Genomic DNA, 16,715 nt, shown 5'->3' with positions numbered 1-16,715 from the left:
AGATGACTGAATTGAACGCAAAATTTTCTGAACAAGTGCGGGTTTTTGTTTACGGTACGCTAAAACCCGGTGAAGCTAATTATCAAAAATACTGTGCCGATAAGGTCATAAATGTTAATAGGGCAGTCATACTAGGCAAGCTTTTTGGTTTACCTGTGGGCTACCCAGCGATAACATTGGGACAAAATCAAGTCCACGGCTATTTGCTTTCTTTCTCAGATCCAGAGGTCTTACATGCTTTAGATCATCTAGAAGATTACCAGCCCACTAGACCAATGTCAGAAAATTTTTACAATCGCCAACAAGTTGAAGTTTACACTCAACAAGGCGAATCTCTTGGTTGGGCTTGGGTCTATTTGATGAGTTTAGAGCTTGTTGACCAATTAAATGGCACTCTCCTAGACAATGGCTGGTGGAGTGGCTGTGGTTTAAAGGCAAAGTAGCGTCGTAGGTTGTGAATTAGATGCAGTTAGTTCAAGTCTGGTTCGATTTTTTCTAGTCCAGGTTGTTCCATCTGAATTGTCTTTTCTGGAAAAGTCACTGCTGCTTTGGGAATTTCAATCACGGGATTATTTAAAGCCACCATCAGCGGTGAAGCAGGAGCAGAAGATGTTCTTGCTGTTGGCGCAGATTCTACTTCTACTTGGGGTTTTTGAGCCAGCTGTGGTGTTGTAAATTCACCCTTAGGTAGCCAACCCGAAACTACACTAATGAGGCAAGCAGCAGCAGCAGCACCGCCGAAAGTCCAGGCTAAATGTGAACGACGGCGCAGACGTGAGAATACTTTTTGGGCTGTTACTTCTGGTGATTGTGCGGCGGCTGGTACTGGTAAACCCCGTAAACCTTGCCGCAGTTTTAATAATCTGGCATACAGGCACTGAACGGAAGCATCATTTGCCAGCCATTCTTCTACTTGCCTGCGTTCTGTGGCTGTCACCTCTCCATCGAGGTAGGCACTCAATAACTCGAAGCGATCGCGCTTCACCATATCCATAGTACCCGTTGATTCATTGGTATGCTGATCCCTTCCTTCTGGCAAATTTCCAGAAAGTTGCAAGTGGGAACGGTCGTAAAACTGAGAATCAGTAGTCATATTAACATTATTACTAATTCATGCACGGGTAAAGGGAGCGAGAAATGCTAGGAAATTTATCCAGAAATTGATTATTTCCTCTCCTGACAACAAAAGCATTTTTATTGATTCCTTACAATTCTTAACCATGCTTAAATTCTGTCATTAAGCAGAGGAAAGAGACTGTAATTTAAGAATCTAAATAATTTTGCAATTGAGCTTGCAATCTGGATCTTGCCCTGGCTATTCTTGATTTCACCGTTCCCAAGGAAACCCCTGTGATTTCGGCGATTTCTTCATATGCCATACCTTCAATTTCTCTTAAGACAATCGTAGTGCGAAAAACTTCTGGTAAGTCAGTGATCGCTTCTCGCAGTTGCTCGTAAAACTCTCTCGTTGTCAGCTCTTCTTCTGGGCCTGGAGTGTCTCCGGCAATGTCCCAATCCATTTCGCCATCTTCTAGCGCACGGGGAGCATCTAGGGACAAAGGACTAAGAACCCGTTTGCGTTTACGTAACTCATCGTAAAACAAGTTAGTTGCAATGCGGCTTAACCAGCCGCGAAACTTAGCAGGTTCTTGTAATCGGTTGATATTCCGATACACTCGAATCCAAACTTCTTGAGCCAAATCGGCTCTATCTGACCAATCTGGAGCTAGATGGTATAAAACCCTATCCACTTGGGTCTGATAACGGCGCAGGAGTTCTGCAAATGCAGCACGGTCTGGACGCAATCCTACTTGACAGCGCAAAATTAGATCGTGATTTGAGAGTTTGTCAACTTGCACCGATGCTTCTGAATACTTCGCATCAACCGTTGACCAGGATACAGCAATCGACTGACTCATAGATCGTACTGGCATTAAATCATCCCTTACTATTAGACCTACTAATTTGCTGGATGTTCCTGCTTTAGGTGCCGGATTAAGGATTGGAACATCAAAATTTTAATGACAAACTCTAGTTTTTTCGGAAAAATTAGCTATTTCAGCAGGATTGTGACACAATTATACTTATAGAAAATATGTATAATTGTGCATCTTATAACAACTGACTATTTACGCTTGACAAAATGGGCTTGTGAACCAGTTGTTGAGGCTATCTCTTCTCCTACACCTTGCCCCAACGGAGCTTGGTCAAAAGCAACTTCTAGTTTTGAGTACCTCTGAATAATAGCCTAGAGATTGCGCTAAAAAGCTTGAGGGCTGGTCAAAGAAGAAGTTCGGAGAAAAAATTTGACTTTACTAAAAAACAAATACTTAAATTTCTGAGCTTCTACTTTGAATACTGAATTGATGTTTTAGAAGCCGTTAAACTGTTGTAGATATCGTGGTAACTTCACCAAGGGTAGAGTAGAATCTTGTTTCTGGCAGCAATGACCAGAAAGCATCAAGCTCGAAGAAATTCATAATTAATAATTATGAGTCAGAAATTGATCATTTCTGCTGGCATCCTTGAAAAGGAATGTTATTTGTCCGGTCTAGTTACCAGAATTGCAGTTTTTTCTGGATTTTCCTGATAAATAGCGCCAGTATTAGCTGGATATGGTATGCGAACTTGAAAAAAGAAGTTAATGGAAAATGTGATTGTGATTGCTAGCAATAGTTTTTCAAACATGGATTTTCACCGACCCACACCATTAATGATTGATTGCTGCACTTGGAGAGTTTTAGAAAAAAGCCTGAACGGAGGAAACCTTCCCTTGGTCTTTAGAGGAATGAGGTTTCTCGCCAGAAGTTTTATTGGCTGGGGCATCCGCCTAAACTTAGTTTGCCCAGAAATATTGGCAAATTTATAAGGGAACAGATAAGTATTTATAAATTATTGATAATTGGATGATGAGCGCATTCAATTATTCCAAGAGATTGGATCTGTCAGGGATAAACAATAGGCGATCGCAATGGTAAGAAATGAATCTGTAGCGCGTATAGCAATGTTTCTCTGTTTTGGCACAGCCATCTTATCGTTAGCTGTCCATTGGCGAGTTACAACAACCCAACAAAAGTCGGAGAATTCACCCTCGGCTAATGGGAATTTTCCTGGGAGTATAGGGGAAACAGCCTTTGGTGCGTCTACAACTGCTGATGAACCAATCCCAAGGCAAAATCCACTGACGACTGATAAGTTTAAGTCCTCTAGTATTGAGCCTCATCATCAGTCTGGTACAGTGAGGCAAAATGTAGCTAGAAACAGTGATGTAACTAATAACAGACGATTGCAAGAACAAACAGAAAATCGTAATACTGAGGATCAACCGAAATCCTTTTTTACCCAGATTCTAACTCAACCAAAAACTTCTAACAAGCTGGGGATGAAAATGCAAGTAGTGGTTGATTTAAGCGATCGCCGCACTTATGTTTACAAAGGAGATTTAGTGATAGCCAGTTACCCAATTGCTGTAGGTAAAAAGGGCTGGGAAACGCCTACGGGTTCTTTTACGGTAATGAATATGCAGCACGACCCGATTTGGCAGCACCCAATTACTGGTAAAGTTTTTCCGCCGGGGAATGATAGTCCTTTAGGCGATCGCTGGATTGGTTTTTGGACGGATGGACGGAATGAAATTGGCTTTCACGGCACACCAGATATCCACCTCTTGGGGACTGCTATTTCTCACGGTTGCTTGCGGATGCGTAATTCTGATGTCCGATTGTTGTATGACCAAATTAAGATCGGTACGTTGGTAACAGTACGTGATTGATCAAAGGTCAAGAGTCTATAGTCAAAACAGATTGACTCTTGACCAAAATTCATTTTTGCTCAAAGCTGGGTGCGTAGACTTGAAGTAAATTACTAACTTGGCGCAAAACTTCATTACCAGTGCTTTTGGGCAAGAATGGTGTTCTATTGTCGTTCGGTTGGTCAAGGTTACGACCGATTGCCTCAGTTACTTGTTGGGAAATCAACTCTTGTAATTCGGCTTTAGCACGTAGACGTTGGTAGTTAGCACCTTCTTCTGTGGTGGCATATAAAGGCGGTAAGCGGTTAAGAGCATAGGCAGCAATATCGCCTACATCCAAAGAACTTTCGCTGGTAGCTTCTATTTCGGCTACGCGGGCGATCGCCTCAGTCAATACCAATTCTTCCATGACGTTAATAAATTGTTTGCGAGGTACCGCCACTACCTCACCAGTCAATAGCGCTCCCATTAATCTATCCAGCGCCATGTACTCTTCTATCGAGAGTTCCGATGCGTTATCACAAATTCGCCCAACTTCTGCTTCCATTGCTGGTGTAAGATAACCATCCTGGAGAGCTTGTTCTACAATTTTTTCAATACTCATAACGCTCATCTTGTTTAAGCCACCCAAGTAAGGTAGGGACGGTACCAATTAAATTTATCCTGCCCAATTATCGGCGCATAATATACAAATTATGCACACACGCCATTAATTCACTTTGACTATTCAAAGACCTTTGTTCGCCAGGGTACTGGGTCAACAGATTGCCCGTTAACATATAAACCCCAGTGCAAATGCGGCCCTGTAGAAGCACCTGTGGAACCTACTGCGCCAATTAATTGACCAGTTTTGACAAAATCGCCTTCTTTAACGTTAATGCGACTTAAATGCAAGAATATACTGGTCACTCCTTGACCGTGGTCAATGCCAACTACATTACCATGAACTCGGAAACCTTGAGACACTGTGCCTACCAAAGCCACTCGCCCGGATGCTGGGGCAGTTACAGGTGAACCTGTGGCTCCAGCGTAGTCAACACCCCGATGATAATAATCCTTTGCAAATTTACCATTATAGTAACGACGTACACCATAGATTGAACTAATCCGGGCTTTACTTGGTGCTAAAAATTGACCCTTCCAATGTTTTTCTGGTGTTTGTAACGCTTTGAATGCTGCTACACGCGTGAGTTCATGCTCAGTGGCTCCATCAGCAGATTTTCCTGGTGGTAGAGTGATGCGTTGTACTGGAAATTTGCGCGATCGCAATTTGACTGCTAAGTTTTTTACTTGACCATCCCCAGTAATTTTCAAAGTTCTAGTTCCGGCTGTTTCCAGTGGAGTTGTGGGGATGAATGCTCGATATTTATTTGGTGCAACGGCAAAAGCTGGGTAGGTTTTCTCGCCAACTACCACTGTTGGTTGCCTACTATTATCTTGGTTATCAACATCAATCATTACAGATAAGGTATCTCCCAACTGAGGATTACTGGGAGATACCTTCACTTGCAAAGCTTCTACGGGTAATGCCAAGGCGACAGGGAAAGATGTAAATATCCCAAGTAACAAATTTTTGGCATAACGAGTTACTTGCCAATTCTGAGAATTTCTAGCGCGATTCTCGATAGTCATAGAACTATAAAACAATTCCTTACTTTTGTTAACAGACAGACTAGATCATAAGCGCTAGGGTTTCCTAAGCACAGCAGATGTTTTGAACACCATAATATGGTGTTTAATGAGTGTCAATAGATATTCTAGAGAATAAGTTATATCTGTTTGGATGCGATCGCTAATGATCATCATTCACTTAAATAAATAGTACAGATAATTATTCAGGTTGTCGAAGCTAATTAGCTGAACCATACAAGCCACAAAGGTAGTGCGAGAAACAAACCGACAAATGTCAAAGCAATACTGCTGGCTAATAAGTTCCGATCTAAGTCATACACTTCTGCCAAAATCAGTACAGAAAGCCCTGTGGGTGTGCCAGACATTAACACCAGTACTAAGCGCTCCTCACCAGTGACACCTAAAAAGGTTGCGCCTAGTCCTACTAGTACAGGTACAACAAAGACTTTTAACACACTAGCAATTGAAGCAATTTTCAAACTTTTCCAGCCTGTGATTGTACCTAGTCGCAGGCCGACAAGTAACAAAGCAAAGGCGATAACTACCCAAACAGCTTGCTCTAATCCTGACTCAACTATTGCTGGTAACTGAATAAATTGAGTACTCAAGCCCAGCAAAAATGTCCACAAGCTAGGTACTGTGATTAAATCCCGTAACTGAGTCCACCACTGGTTATTGATTTGATTCTTGCCAAAATAGCTGGCAATTAAGACGGCAATTCCATAAGTACCGACAACATTGTTAGTAACACTGAATAATACTGCCCAGTCGTTGTTTTTTGGACTAGTTAGAACTTGGGTAAGGGTTAGCCCAACGAAACCTGTATTACCTAAAATGGCAGCCAGAATAAAACTGCCCAAACTGCCTCGCACCAATGAAATATCTACTGCCAAGTCCAGAGGTTCTAGTTGTTGTTTTTGACTGTTCAACCATTGTAAAGCTTGCCAAATAAACAGCGCTAACATCAGACTCAGGAGTAATACACCGACGGCCACTCCAGGTATGAGTACGCCATGAGATAAGTCAGTGTGACGTGCCAAAACTAAAATTTGTAATGGCACTCCCACCCAGTACAACCCATTACCAAGCCACTTGAGAAAAGTATCAGGAATTAACCGAGATCCCAATAGTCCTATACCAACCCAGATTAAAAAAGGGGTATAGGCATGAATCAGACTGTCAATCATCTGAAGTATGAAGGGTGAAGTGTGTTCGCCCCTGGCGTTCCCGCAGGGTAGTATGAAGTATGAAAAGCTCGTCGTGTTTGCGGCAAGCAGTTCTAGTTCTACATCTTTTACACTCCACTATTTTGGTCAAACAAGGATGCTGTTGCTAATACATCAGCACAGCCTCCTACATTATTATTTATTATGAGTAGGACTCCATAGGCAAACAAGAACAAATAAAATTCCTGTCACCAAAAGCCGCATCAATACGGCCGACGCTAGGCCAGAATTTAGATTCACGAGTCCAAGGTGCGGGATAAGCAGCTTGTTCGCGGGAATAGGGATGAGTCCATTCGCCAGCTATGAGACTTTCGGCGGTATGGGGTGAATTCTTCAAAAGATTATCTTCTGCGTCCATCTTGCCTAATTCGATTGCGGCAATTTCTTGCCGAATAGCAATCATGGCATCACAAAAACGGTCTAATTCTGCTTGAGATTCGCTTTCTGTCGGTTCCACCATGATAGTACCCGCTACAGGCCAAGAGACAGTTGGTGCATGGAAACCATAGTCTATTAACCGCTTGGCGATATCATCGATGTCGATGTTGGCGGATTTTTTGAGCGATCGCAAATCTAAAATACATTCATGGGCAACTAAGCCATTTTTGCCTTTGTACAAAACTGGATAGTAAGTTTCTAGTCGCTTGGCGATGTAGTTAGCATTGAGAATTGCCACCTTAGTTGCTTCTGTCAAACCAGTCGCACCCATCATGGCAATATACATCCAAGAAATTACCAAAATGCTGGCACTACCCCAAGGTGCAGCCGCAACTGCGCCTGTTGAGTGCTGAGTTGATTTATTGATAGGGACTACAGCGTGTCCAGGTAAGAAAGGCACAAGATGGGCTGCTACACCAATTGGCCCCATTCCAGGGCCACCGCCACCGTGAGGAATACAGAAGGTTTTATGCAAATTCAAGTGACAAACATCTGCGCCAATATCTCCCGGACGGCAAAGCCCGACTTGGGCGTTCATGTTCGCCCCATCCATGTACACTTGTCCACCGTGGCGATGAACAACAGCACAAATTTCTTGAATGGCTTCCTCAAACACACCGTGTGTTGAGGGATATGTCACCATCAAAGCGGCGAGTTCATGACTATGCTTTTCTGCCTTGGCTTTGAGGTCATCTACATCAATGTTACCGTCAGAGTCACAAGCAACTGCTACTACCTTCATACCACACATAACTGCACTGGCGGGGTTTGTTCCATGCGCGGAGGTGGGAATTAAACAAACGTTGCGGTGTGCTTCACCACGGCTGGCGTGATATTCGTGAATTACTAAAAGTCCGGCATATTCACCTTGGGAACCTGCGTTAGGTTGTAGGGAAATTCCGGCAAACCCAGTAATTTCAGCTAACCAGGACTCAAGTTGCTGGAACAGAATTTGATAACCCCGTGTTTGTAACGGCGGTGCAAAGGGATGTATTTTGCCAAATTCCTCCCAAGTCACCGGAATCATCTCGGCTGTTGCATTCAACTTCATGGTGCAAGAACCCAAGGGAATCATCGATGTAGTTAGGGATAAATCTTTGGTTTCTAATTTGTGTAGATAGCGCAACAACTCTGTTTCTGAGTGATAGCGGTTAAATACTGGATGAGGGAGGTAGCTGCTTTGGCGAGGTAAAAGAATATGAGAAGTTAAGTCAGTTAATTCTTCTATGGTGAAGGGTAATTCATCATTACCTGCAAAAATCTGCCACAGGTTGATTAAATCTTCTGGTGTAGTTGTCTCATCTAAAGAAATACCAACAGCCGTATCATTAAAAATTCTTATGTTAATATTTCTGGCTTGGCAACCTTCAAGAATCGCTTCGAGGCCGTGTGTTCCTAACTCCACTTGCAGCGTATCGAAGAAATATTCAGAATTAATCTTGTAACCTAGACGTTTTAATCCTGCTGCCAAGATTAAAGTTAGCTTGTGGATATTTTCAGCAATATTTTTTAGTCCCTCTGACCCATGATAGACGGCGTACATACCCGCCATGACTGCCAGTAGCACCTGTGCGGTACAGATGTTACTTGTCGCTTTTTCGCGGCGGATGTGTTGTTCGCGGGTTTGTAATGCCAGACGTAAAGCAGGCTTACCGTTGACATCTTTGGATATCCCAACAATGCGTCCTGGAACTTGCCGTTTATACTCTTCTTTGGTGGCAAAGTATGCCGCATGAGGCCCCCCATACCCCAAGGGAATACCGAAGCGTTGGGTGCTTCCTACAGCAATATCAGCGCCAAATTCGCCCGGTGGGGTGAGTAAAGTTAGGCTGAGGGGGTCGGCTGCGACTGTAACTAATGCGCCTAATTCATGGGCTTTGTTGATGAAGGCGCAATAGTCGTAAATAGTGCCGTCAGTGGCAGGATATTGCAAAACTGCCCCAAAAATTGGCTGAGTAAAATCAAATGTTTGATGGTCGCCAACTATGATGTTAATTCCCAGAGGTTTTGCCCGTGTTTGCAACACATCGATAGTTTGGGGATGACAGTCACGGGAGACAAAGTAGTTATGGGCTTTATTTTTGCTGACACCATAACTCATAGTCATGGCTTCGGCGGCGGCGGTGGCTTCATCTAGTAATGAGGCGTTGGCAATTTCTAAACCTGTTAAGTCAATAATCATGGTTTGGAAATTCAGCAGTGCTTCCAGCCGTCCTTGGGCGATTTCTGGCTGATAGGGCGTGTAAGCAGTATACCAACCGGGATTTTCTAGGATATTACGCCCAATCACAGGCGGTGTAATGCAGTCGTAATATCCCATACCGATGTATGAACGACACACTTGATTTTTAGCAGCAATATTTTTTAACTTTGCTAGTGCTGCATACTCACTTTGTGCGTCGGGTAATTGTAGGGTTTGCTGCGATCGGATTGCTTGTGGTACTGTGCGATCGATGAAATCGTCTAGGCTTGCAAAACCTAGCAGATCAAGCATTTGCTGAATGTTATGGGAATTAGAGCCTACATGTCGTTCTAAAAAATTAGATGACTGTGAATTGCTTTGTTTTAGCACCTGGTGATGGGTAGACTGGGGTTGAGGGGCATGAGATACCACAAATTGAACTCCGGACGCAACTATTTAATATTTTGCAATAAAAAATACTTTTAACAAGCCGACACTAAAAGAAAAAGATGAAGTATGAAATTGAGATTTCACACTTCATACTTTACACTTCATAACTTCCTACATTCCTTCTACCAGGGCGCTGTATTCATCCGCAGTCAAGGCATCTTCAAGTTCACTGGGGTCATTAACGCGCACTTTCAAAAACCACCCGTCGCCGTAGGGGTCATCTGTCACTAGTTCAGGATCATCAATCACAGGATCATTACGTTCTACCACTATGCCGGTTACAGGTGACATTAATGATTCTACTGCTTTTACTGATTCAACTGTGCCGAAATCATCACCCTTTTCAAGAGATGCACCAATCTCTGGGATGTCTACAAACACTATCTCACCTAATTCTTTGATGGCAAATTGAGTAATGCCAATGGTAGCAATTTCACCATCTAGCCGCACATATTCATGACTATCTAGGTATCGTAAATCATCAGGATATTCAGACATATTACTTACTCTCCCATATCACAAAAATTATTACCCCAACAGTGATACTGGTCATATTTTGCTCATTATCCTTACTGTAGATTGAGTAGTTTACAACACATTATTCCTTAAAAACTGCAAAGGATGAAGTAGAAAGTGTGAAGTGTGAAGTGTGAAGTATGAAGTGTGAAATTTCAGCCTTCATACTTCATTTTTTAGTTTTTGAGCGATAAAAGGGGCGTTTGACTACAACTGTGGGGTAAGCTTTACCGCGAATTTCTACTTCTAGCTGCTGTCCAATGCTTGCTAGTTTGGTGGGAACATAGGCTAAGGCGACGGGATAACCAAGGGTAGGAGAGATAGTCCCACTGGTAACTTCTCCGATAACTTCACCTGCTGATAGAACTTGGTAGCCATGACGGGCTATGTTACGCCCTTGGGTTTGCAAACCTACGAGACGGCGTTGCACTCCATTGGTTTTTTGCTGTTTTAACACTGACCGACCGATAAAATCACCTTTGGTATCGAGGTGAACTAACCACCCTAAACCTGCTTCTAGGGGTGTGGTGTTATCGTCGATATCTTGGCCGTAAAGTGCCATTGCGGCTTCGAGGCGGAGGGTATCTCTTGCACCAAGCCCACAGGGAACAACACCAGCGTTGTAGAGACTATGCCATAGTTCTATACCTACTTCTGGGTCTAACATGATTTCAAAGCCATCTTCGCCGGTGTAACCTGTACGGGCGATGAAGGCAGGTTGACCGAGGATGGTTGTTTGTAAATGAGCAAAGGCTTTGACTGGTTGCAAGTCTGCTTGCACTAATGGCTGGAGATATTTAACAGCTTGTGGCCCTTGCAGGGCAATTAAAACTTTGTCGGGTGAGAGGTCTTGAAATTTTACATTATCTAAATTGAGGTTTTGCAATAGCCATGCTTTATCTTTGGCTGTGGTCGCTGCATTGACAACGATCGCCACTTTTTCTTCCCCTTGATAATAAACAATAATATCGTCAATAATTCCCCCTTGAGGATTTAATAATACGGTATATTGCGCTTGACCAGGTTGTAACCTACTCAAGTCTGAAGGTACTAAACCCTGGAGTTGGTCAATAACGTTTTTCCCTTCCAGAGTGAATTTGCCCATATGAGAAATATCAAACATTCCAGCAGCATTTCTCACCGCTTCGTGTTCGCTGGTAATACCGCTATACTGCACAGGCATTTCCCAACCACCAAAGCTGGTAAATCGAGCTTTGAGTTCTACACCCAGTTGATATAAAGGAGTTCGCACCAAAGGCGGGTCGATATTTTCTTGATTAGCCACAGGTAGTTATGCTTTGCGATCGCATTTCAACATCTATATCCTAAGTCAAGGCTGAAATTTTATACTTCTTACTTCACCCTTCAGACTTCAACCTAGTAATGTTATTGGTAGAGATGTTGAGATTTGTTAAGAATACATTATGAAGTATTGGCGCATACTAGCTAGTTTTGTTTTAGCTATGGTTCTATTTTTATTTCCCTTGTCTGCACAAGCAGCTAGTTCTTCAAGTATTAGCCGTTCTGCGGGGGATGAAGTTAAGGGAAAAGATTTTTCTGGTCAAAGTTTAGTTGGGAGTGAGTTTACCAATCTTGATTTAGAGAATGCTAACTTTAGCAATGCTGACTTACGTGGAGGTGTGTTTAATGGTACTGTCCTCGAAGGTGTCAATCTGCACGGTGTAGATTTTAGCAATGGTATAGCTTATCTAGCCAAGTTCAAAAATGCTGATTTAAGCGACGCAGTTTTGACAGATGCGATGATGCTGCGATCTATTTTTGATAATGTTGAAATCACAGGTGCAGATTTTACCAATGCAGTGTTAGATGGGACACAGGTGAAAAAACTCTGTGCTAAAGCTGCTGGTGTAAATTCTAAAACTGGTGTGGATACACGCGAATCTTTAGGATGTAGGTAAAGCTATAGAAATAAATAGGGTAGGGTGGGCATTACAATGCCCACCCTACAAAACTCTACAAAACTCGATTTCCTTAGCGATTTTCCCTCAAACTAAAGCCGCTACTGTTTGCGGCCAACGTCCCACAGCTTTACCCACTACAGATAACTCTTGCATTAACTGGTCAAAACGCTCTGGTGTCAAAGATTGCGGCCCGTCAGAGAGGGCTTTTTTGGGGTTGGGGTGAACCTCAATCATCAGAGAATCACTACCACAAGCAACAGCCGCGATCGCCATCGCCGGTACAAATTCCGCCCAGCCTACGCCATGACTTGGATCAATCATAATTGGCAGATGTGTCAGCTTCCGCAATACTGGCACTACCGATAAATCTAGAGTATTGCGTGTGTACTGGCGATCAAAAGTCCGAATTCCGCGCTCACATAAAATCACACTGGAATTTCCCGCCGCCAAAATATACTCAGCCGCCATTAACCACTCTTCAATGGTGGACGACATTCCCCGTTTCAAAAGCACCGGCTTTGGTTGCGCGCCTACTTTTTTCAGCAGCGAGAAGTTTTGCATATTTCTCGCACCCACCTGAATGACATCTGCAACTTCGGCAATTTTCTCCAGTTCAGCCGCATCCATCACTTCTGTAATTACACCCAACCCGCTGACTTCTCGAGCCTTGGCGAGTAAATCCAAAGCACTCTCGCCGTGTCCTTGAAAAGCGTAGGGTGAAGTCCGGGGTTTGTATGCACCACCGCGCAAAAACTTAGCACCCGCAGCCTTGACGCGCTGTGCTGTTTCGACAATCATTTCTTCATTTTCTACAGAGCAGGGGCCAGCTACAACAACTAGAGGCTGGTTTTCGCCAAATATGACTGCACCATCAGGCGTATTCACTATCACTTCCGAAGCTTCGCCGTGACGAAATTGGCGACTAGCTCGTTTGTAAGGCTGTTCTACCCGTAATACTTGCTCAATCCACGGGCTAATTTCTTGAATTTGGAGGGGATCTAAATCGACAGTCTCACCGACTAAGCCGATAACTACTTTGTGTTTACCGATAATTTTTTCTGGTGTCAGTCCCCAGTTAGTTAGTTCCTCGTCAATGCGGTTGATTTCCGCCTCTGGGGAACCAATCTTCATGACTAAAATCATTTTATAATTCCCTGATGAGTTGAGTGAAATATTAAACGAGTAAGCCTGACTGTATTTTAATACTTCTAATTATTGAGCGTAATTTTCAATGATTAAAAACTAACATTTATAAGAGTGAAAAAATAAAGCGCCCGGCGATTTGGCTGTTGAATACTGCGTTTGATTAGATACTATATTTTTTATATTAGCAATGTTGAAGTTACATAACCTAACTTCAACATGTACTAGAAAATTTCGCAATACTGGAGTTACCTGAATACCTGAGTGCTAATTATCAACCGTTCTTTTGCTGAGTTTCGCGCCACACCTCTACCATGCGACCCCAATTGGTGGTAAGCTCGCTTAACCCTAGTAAGCCTCCGGCTCGTTCTTCATCCCAAGAAGCTGAAAGAACACCGTAAGTAATGCCTACTACCCCTAAACCAAATAACCCCATATTTACCAGTAATACGGCAATGGGAGCTAATTGGATATGGGCTTGGGTAGCCAGCAGATAGCTAACTACTAATGTAGTAATTCCCAAGGCTGTGGGAACACCGCAAAATATTGCTACCCGCCGAATCATCCGCTGACTAACCACTGGGGGAATAGCCATCTCTTCTTTAGTGTATGGCGGCTGCTGGCTGGCTGATTTTTCTGGGGGATTGGATTTCGTCGGCGTTTTTTGAGCTTTTAAAGGTTTTTGACGCTTTTTGCTCGGTTCAAAAGGCAAGCGACTACGTTCAGATTCTTCAGCAGACATAAGCAGTAATCCCTATCCACGAATACCAAGGCGAGCAATCAACGCTTGATACTTTTCCCGGCTTTCCTGTAGGAGATAAGCAAGCAGGCGCTTACGATGACCAATTAGCTTCAACAAACCACGCCGAGAAGAGTGGTCTTTTTTATTTGCTTGGAGGTGTTGGCTGAGGCGGTTAATGCGCTCAGTCAGCATGGCAATTTGGACATCAACGGAACCAGTGTCGGTTTCGTGAACTTGGAAATTGGAAATTATTTCTTGTTTGTGCTGTTGCGTCAGAGCCATGATCAATTAAATTTCTATTTTTTCTAAATATATGCAGCAGTCTCCCATAATATCACAGCCATATAAGTTGTATCTGGAATCAGATGGAAGTGATTATTAATCATGAGTATTTTTGCTAAATTATTATCTTTCAACTAAGCCGATCGCCTGATGGGTTGTGCTTGATGGCACTGTTGTAACTGATACATATGATTAAACAAATGCCAGCAATATTCCTCAGGTAAACCACAAGTAATTGCACCCCGCAGGACTACGTTAAAATACCAGTCGTTAGGTGCGATTTCTTCTGCTAGTTTGCTCACTGCTACATAGGTACGAACATCTTTATATATGGAATTATGGCTGTGAATTTCTACTGTTTCGTGCTGATATAGTCCTTGACTAACACCTTCACGTTTATCTAAATATTCACTCAGTCGCCAAGGTAGCTGATAAAGTACGCCTTTCACGCTGGCGTTAGGGTCTTTCACTACATCCAAAACACCACATTTTCGAGTGGAGGAATAGAGGTAAAATCCCAGACTATATCCTTTTAATACTCCTGGTGCAACGACGTAAGGGTGAGTGTTTTCACCAAGCGATCGCTTTAAATCTACCGGACACATACAAGAGCCATAGGCAAAATAATAGAATGTTGGCTCTTTTTGTAGCTGTTGTTGCAATTTCAAATCTAAGTTTGCCGGATTATGAGATTGCACCCAATTGTAGCCTGAGTGTCGATTTTGGTTACTCATCTACCCCTAGAAGGATTAACTACAGGTAGAATTCTAACATCAAAAAATTAAATAATACAACTAAATATCGATAGATTTGCCGTATTTTATAATTATAGAAGCTAATCTTTAGCAGCAGAGAGGGATGTGTGGCGACAAGACGCAGATGTCTAAAAAATTAGATGGGGATAATTAAATTCTTGGAATAGCACCTGATACTGTGCTGTAATTACCATCTACAACCCAGCGATCGCCTCCGAAGGAAAAATGAAACAAGAAACATTCAACATTCTGTCAGGTGTATACGCTCAACTACAGGAGATTGCTGCACAATTGTATCTAGCTGCTGATCAAGCCCTTCAAAACGATGATTTTGATGACGCTAGTCTACTTCAAAGTAGGGCAGATAAAATTTATGAAGAAGCTGAAAACATTGAAATTTTGATTTCTGAACTGGAGGGAGAATGAAAACCATCGAACAGTTAAAGACACGTATTCGTGAGTTGGGCAAGCAAGCCGCGCATTTCAGTCAGCAAGCTGTTGAGGTTAGCAGAACTAACCGCGAACAAAGTAAAACCCTTATGCGGCAAGCTAGAGAAGCTAGTAAACAGTGTCAATTGTTGATACAGGAATTGAAAAGACACAACTAGTAGAATCGCTTTCAAGTCCTTCTAACTACATAAGTGTATGATTCAAACAAAACCAACTACTGTATAAAATAAAGTTTAACCCCAATTCATTTTCTAGGTTAGAGTTTTAGTCACAACAACAATTAAAAGCGATCGCAGAAGCAGAGAGCGCGACGATCACCTACAGAAATTTACCACCACACAATACAAATATTGCGATCACCCGAACGCGTAATAAACATTTAACCGAACATAATTATAGAGTTTTAGAATAAATGCGATCGCGCCTAGCTGTACAATAACGCAGAAGTGCGATCGCGCATCACATCATTCGGTACTTCTACCCAATTAGGTTCCCAGTGTAGATAGTCTAGTTCCACATGGGGTAGCGAGGCGTTGGGATATTTGCCGCGACAAAGTTGTCTTACCTGAACCAGTAGTTCCAACTACAGAAATGCGTTGTATAGAGTAGTTTGAGCCTTGAGCTAATTAAAGAGAATTCTTTTTTTAATACACAGAGGTGAATCAGCAACAGTACAGAAAGTTACACTAGGACTGTAACCGTTGCTGGATAAGCGTTATATCAATACTGGCAATGGTGATGACTGGGTTGACGGAGCTTGAACTAATATTAAGATGAGGACAATAAACCGCTTGGAAGTTTTACTCAGTAAGGAATTATGAACGCTTACAAAAAATACATCACCATTACAGATCCAAAGCAAGTAATATTGTCGGACTTACCTTTTCAACCAGGGCAGCGAGTAGAGATAATTATCTTAGCAGAGGAGAATCCTAGAGCATCCATTAGTAAAAAACTGAGAGATTTATTTGATAAAACACAGTCGCTACCTGGAGTACAAGATATCACATCAGCAGAAATAAAAGCAGAGATTGAAGCTTACCGACAAGGAGAATGAAAGTTGTTATTGACACGAATGTTTTAGTCTCTGCTGTCCTTAAGAGGGTGTTTGAAAAGTTTTGAGTGGTGAAATTTTATGCCAATCGCCTCACCATGATCCGGATCATGGCAAGGTAAATAAACGTCTCCGATGTTTCGGGCAATAACTCATAATCTCGAACTAATCG

At 42.6% G+C, this 16,715-nt stretch carries 19 protein-coding genes and 1 pseudogene; 6 read left to right on the top strand and 14 right to left on the bottom strand.

Annotated elements, in window-relative coordinates; genetic code table 11:
- Positions 1–2: 2 nt before the first annotated feature.
- Positions 3–443 carry a gamma-glutamylcyclotransferase gene (locus IQ259_RS16895; RefSeq protein WP_193886788.1) on the top strand — a complete coding sequence of 147 codons (441 nt, stop codon included), beginning with the start codon at positions 3–5 and terminating at the stop codon, positions 441–443.
- Positions 444–469: 26 nt separating this feature from the next.
- On the opposite strand, the gene IQ259_RS16890 is transcribed toward IQ259_RS16895, so the two are convergent.
- Together IQ259_RS16890 and IQ259_RS16885 are read right to left on the bottom strand one after the other, a co-directional pair.
- Positions 470–1,093 carry an anti-sigma factor gene (locus IQ259_RS16890; RefSeq protein WP_193886786.1) on the bottom strand — a complete coding sequence of 208 codons (624 nt, stop codon included), beginning with the start codon at positions 1,091–1,093 and terminating at the stop codon, positions 470–472.
- A 169-nt stretch (positions 1,094–1,262) separates the two neighbouring features.
- Complete coding sequence (locus tag IQ259_RS16885) at positions 1,263–1,919, bottom strand: sigma-70 family RNA polymerase sigma factor (RefSeq protein ID WP_193886835.1); 657 nt, start codon at positions 1,917–1,919, stop codon at positions 1,263–1,265.
- Positions 1,920–2,971: 1,052 nt separating this feature from the next.
- On the opposite strand from IQ259_RS16885, the gene IQ259_RS16880 reads away from it, so the two are divergent.
- The gene (locus IQ259_RS16880; RefSeq protein WP_193886784.1) at positions 2,972–3,772 is read left to right on the top strand and encodes a L,D-transpeptidase; all 801 of its coding nucleotides are present in this window, start codon (positions 2,972–2,974) and stop codon (positions 3,770–3,772) included.
- Between the two features lie 49 nt (positions 3,773–3,821).
- On the opposite strand, the gene IQ259_RS16875 is transcribed toward IQ259_RS16880, so the two are convergent.
- The 6 genes from IQ259_RS16875 to gcvT all read right to left on the bottom strand — a co-directional run bounded on the left by IQ259_RS16875 (position 3,822) and on the right by gcvT (position 11,480).
- Positions 3,822–4,355: a late competence development ComFB family protein gene (locus IQ259_RS16875; RefSeq protein WP_193886782.1), complete on the bottom strand. Its 534-nt coding sequence runs from the start codon at positions 4,353–4,355 to the stop codon at positions 3,822–3,824.
- 119 nt (positions 4,356–4,474) lie between these two features.
- Complete coding sequence (locus tag IQ259_RS16870) at positions 4,475–5,383, bottom strand: M23 family metallopeptidase (protein WP_193886780.1); 909 nt, start codon at positions 5,381–5,383, stop codon at positions 4,475–4,477.
- A 221-nt stretch (positions 5,384–5,604) separates the two neighbouring features.
- Complete coding sequence (locus IQ259_RS16865) at positions 5,605–6,570, bottom strand: AEC family transporter (RefSeq protein ID WP_193886778.1); 966 nt, start codon at positions 6,568–6,570, stop codon at positions 5,605–5,607.
- 181 nt (positions 6,571–6,751) lie between these two features.
- A complete protein-coding gene (gene gcvP, locus IQ259_RS16860; protein WP_193886777.1) occupies positions 6,752–9,661 on the bottom strand; it encodes an aminomethyl-transferring glycine dehydrogenase in 2,910 nt (969 codons plus the stop codon).
- 129 nt (positions 9,662–9,790) lie between these two features.
- Complete coding sequence (gene gcvH, locus IQ259_RS16855) at positions 9,791–10,177, bottom strand: glycine cleavage system protein GcvH (protein ID WP_193886775.1); 387 nt, start codon at positions 10,175–10,177, stop codon at positions 9,791–9,793.
- Between the two features lie 187 nt (positions 10,178–10,364).
- A complete protein-coding gene (gcvT, locus tag IQ259_RS16850) occupies positions 10,365–11,480 on the bottom strand; it encodes a glycine cleavage system aminomethyltransferase GcvT (RefSeq protein WP_193886773.1) in 1,116 nt (371 codons plus the stop codon).
- A gap of 139 nt (positions 11,481–11,619) precedes the next feature.
- Between gcvT and IQ259_RS16845 the strand changes: the two genes are divergently transcribed.
- Positions 11,620–12,114 carry a pentapeptide repeat-containing protein gene (locus IQ259_RS16845; protein WP_193886771.1) on the top strand — a complete coding sequence of 165 codons (495 nt, stop codon included), beginning with the start codon at positions 11,620–11,622 and terminating at the stop codon, positions 12,112–12,114.
- A gap of 87 nt (positions 12,115–12,201) precedes the next feature.
- On the opposite strand, the gene aroF is transcribed toward IQ259_RS16845, so the two are convergent.
- The 4 genes from aroF to IQ259_RS16825 all read right to left on the bottom strand — a co-directional run bounded on the left by aroF (position 12,202) and on the right by IQ259_RS16825 (position 15,018).
- On the bottom strand, positions 12,202–13,260 hold the full coding sequence (aroF, locus tag IQ259_RS16840) for a 3-deoxy-7-phosphoheptulonate synthase (protein ID WP_193886769.1): 1,059 nt from the start codon (positions 13,258–13,260) through the stop codon (positions 12,202–12,204).
- 274 nt (positions 13,261–13,534) lie between these two features.
- Positions 13,535–14,002 (bottom strand): PAM68 family protein, encoded by a 468-nt coding sequence (locus IQ259_RS16835; RefSeq protein ID WP_193886767.1) that lies wholly within the window; start codon positions 14,000–14,002, stop codon positions 13,535–13,537.
- A 12-nt stretch (positions 14,003–14,014) separates the two neighbouring features.
- Positions 14,015–14,284, bottom strand: a complete 270-nt coding sequence (gene rpsO, locus IQ259_RS16830) for a 30S ribosomal protein S15 (protein WP_193886765.1) — start codon at positions 14,282–14,284, stop codon at positions 14,015–14,017.
- 134 nt (positions 14,285–14,418) lie between these two features.
- The gene (locus IQ259_RS16825) at positions 14,419–15,018 is read right to left on the bottom strand and encodes a gamma-glutamylcyclotransferase (RefSeq protein WP_193886757.1); all 600 of its coding nucleotides are present in this window, start codon (positions 15,016–15,018) and stop codon (positions 14,419–14,421) included.
- A gap of 246 nt (positions 15,019–15,264) precedes the next feature.
- Between IQ259_RS16825 and IQ259_RS16820 the strand changes: the two genes are divergently transcribed.
- Positions 15,265–15,465: a hypothetical protein gene (locus IQ259_RS16820; RefSeq protein WP_193886755.1), complete on the top strand. Its 201-nt coding sequence runs from the start codon at positions 15,265–15,267 to the stop codon at positions 15,463–15,465.
- Complete coding sequence (locus IQ259_RS16815; protein ID WP_193886753.1) at positions 15,462–15,647, top strand: hypothetical protein; 186 nt, start codon at positions 15,462–15,464, stop codon at positions 15,645–15,647. Before IQ259_RS16820 ends, IQ259_RS16815 begins: the two co-directional genes overlap by 4 nt.
- 266 nt (positions 15,648–15,913) lie before the next feature.
- On the opposite strand, the gene IQ259_RS16810 is transcribed toward IQ259_RS16815, so the two are convergent.
- The gene (locus tag IQ259_RS16810) at positions 15,914–16,072 is read right to left on the bottom strand and encodes a hypothetical protein (RefSeq protein WP_228014589.1); all 159 of its coding nucleotides are present in this window, start codon (positions 16,070–16,072) and stop codon (positions 15,914–15,916) included.
- 234 nt (positions 16,073–16,306) lie between these two features.
- Here IQ259_RS16810 and IQ259_RS16805 point away from each other — a divergent pair, with 234 nt between their 5' ends.
- Positions 16,307–16,546 carry a hypothetical protein gene (locus tag IQ259_RS16805; RefSeq protein WP_193886751.1) on the top strand — a complete coding sequence of 80 codons (240 nt, stop codon included), beginning with the start codon at positions 16,307–16,309 and terminating at the stop codon, positions 16,544–16,546.
- 76 nt (positions 16,547–16,622) lie between these two features.
- Here the strand turns inward: IQ259_RS16805 and IQ259_RS16800 are convergent.
- Positions 16,623–16,715 (bottom strand): annotated as a pseudogene (locus IQ259_RS16800) (IS5/IS1182 family transposase); the annotation flags it as partial.

Origin of the sequence: Fortiea sp. LEGE XX443 (assembly GCF_015206815.1) — a bacterium.
In the GTDB taxonomy this organism is placed as follows: Bacteria; Cyanobacteriota; Cyanobacteriia; order Cyanobacteriales; family Nostocaceae; genus Nostoc_B.
This window is presented reverse-complemented; position numbering and strand designations above follow the sequence as displayed.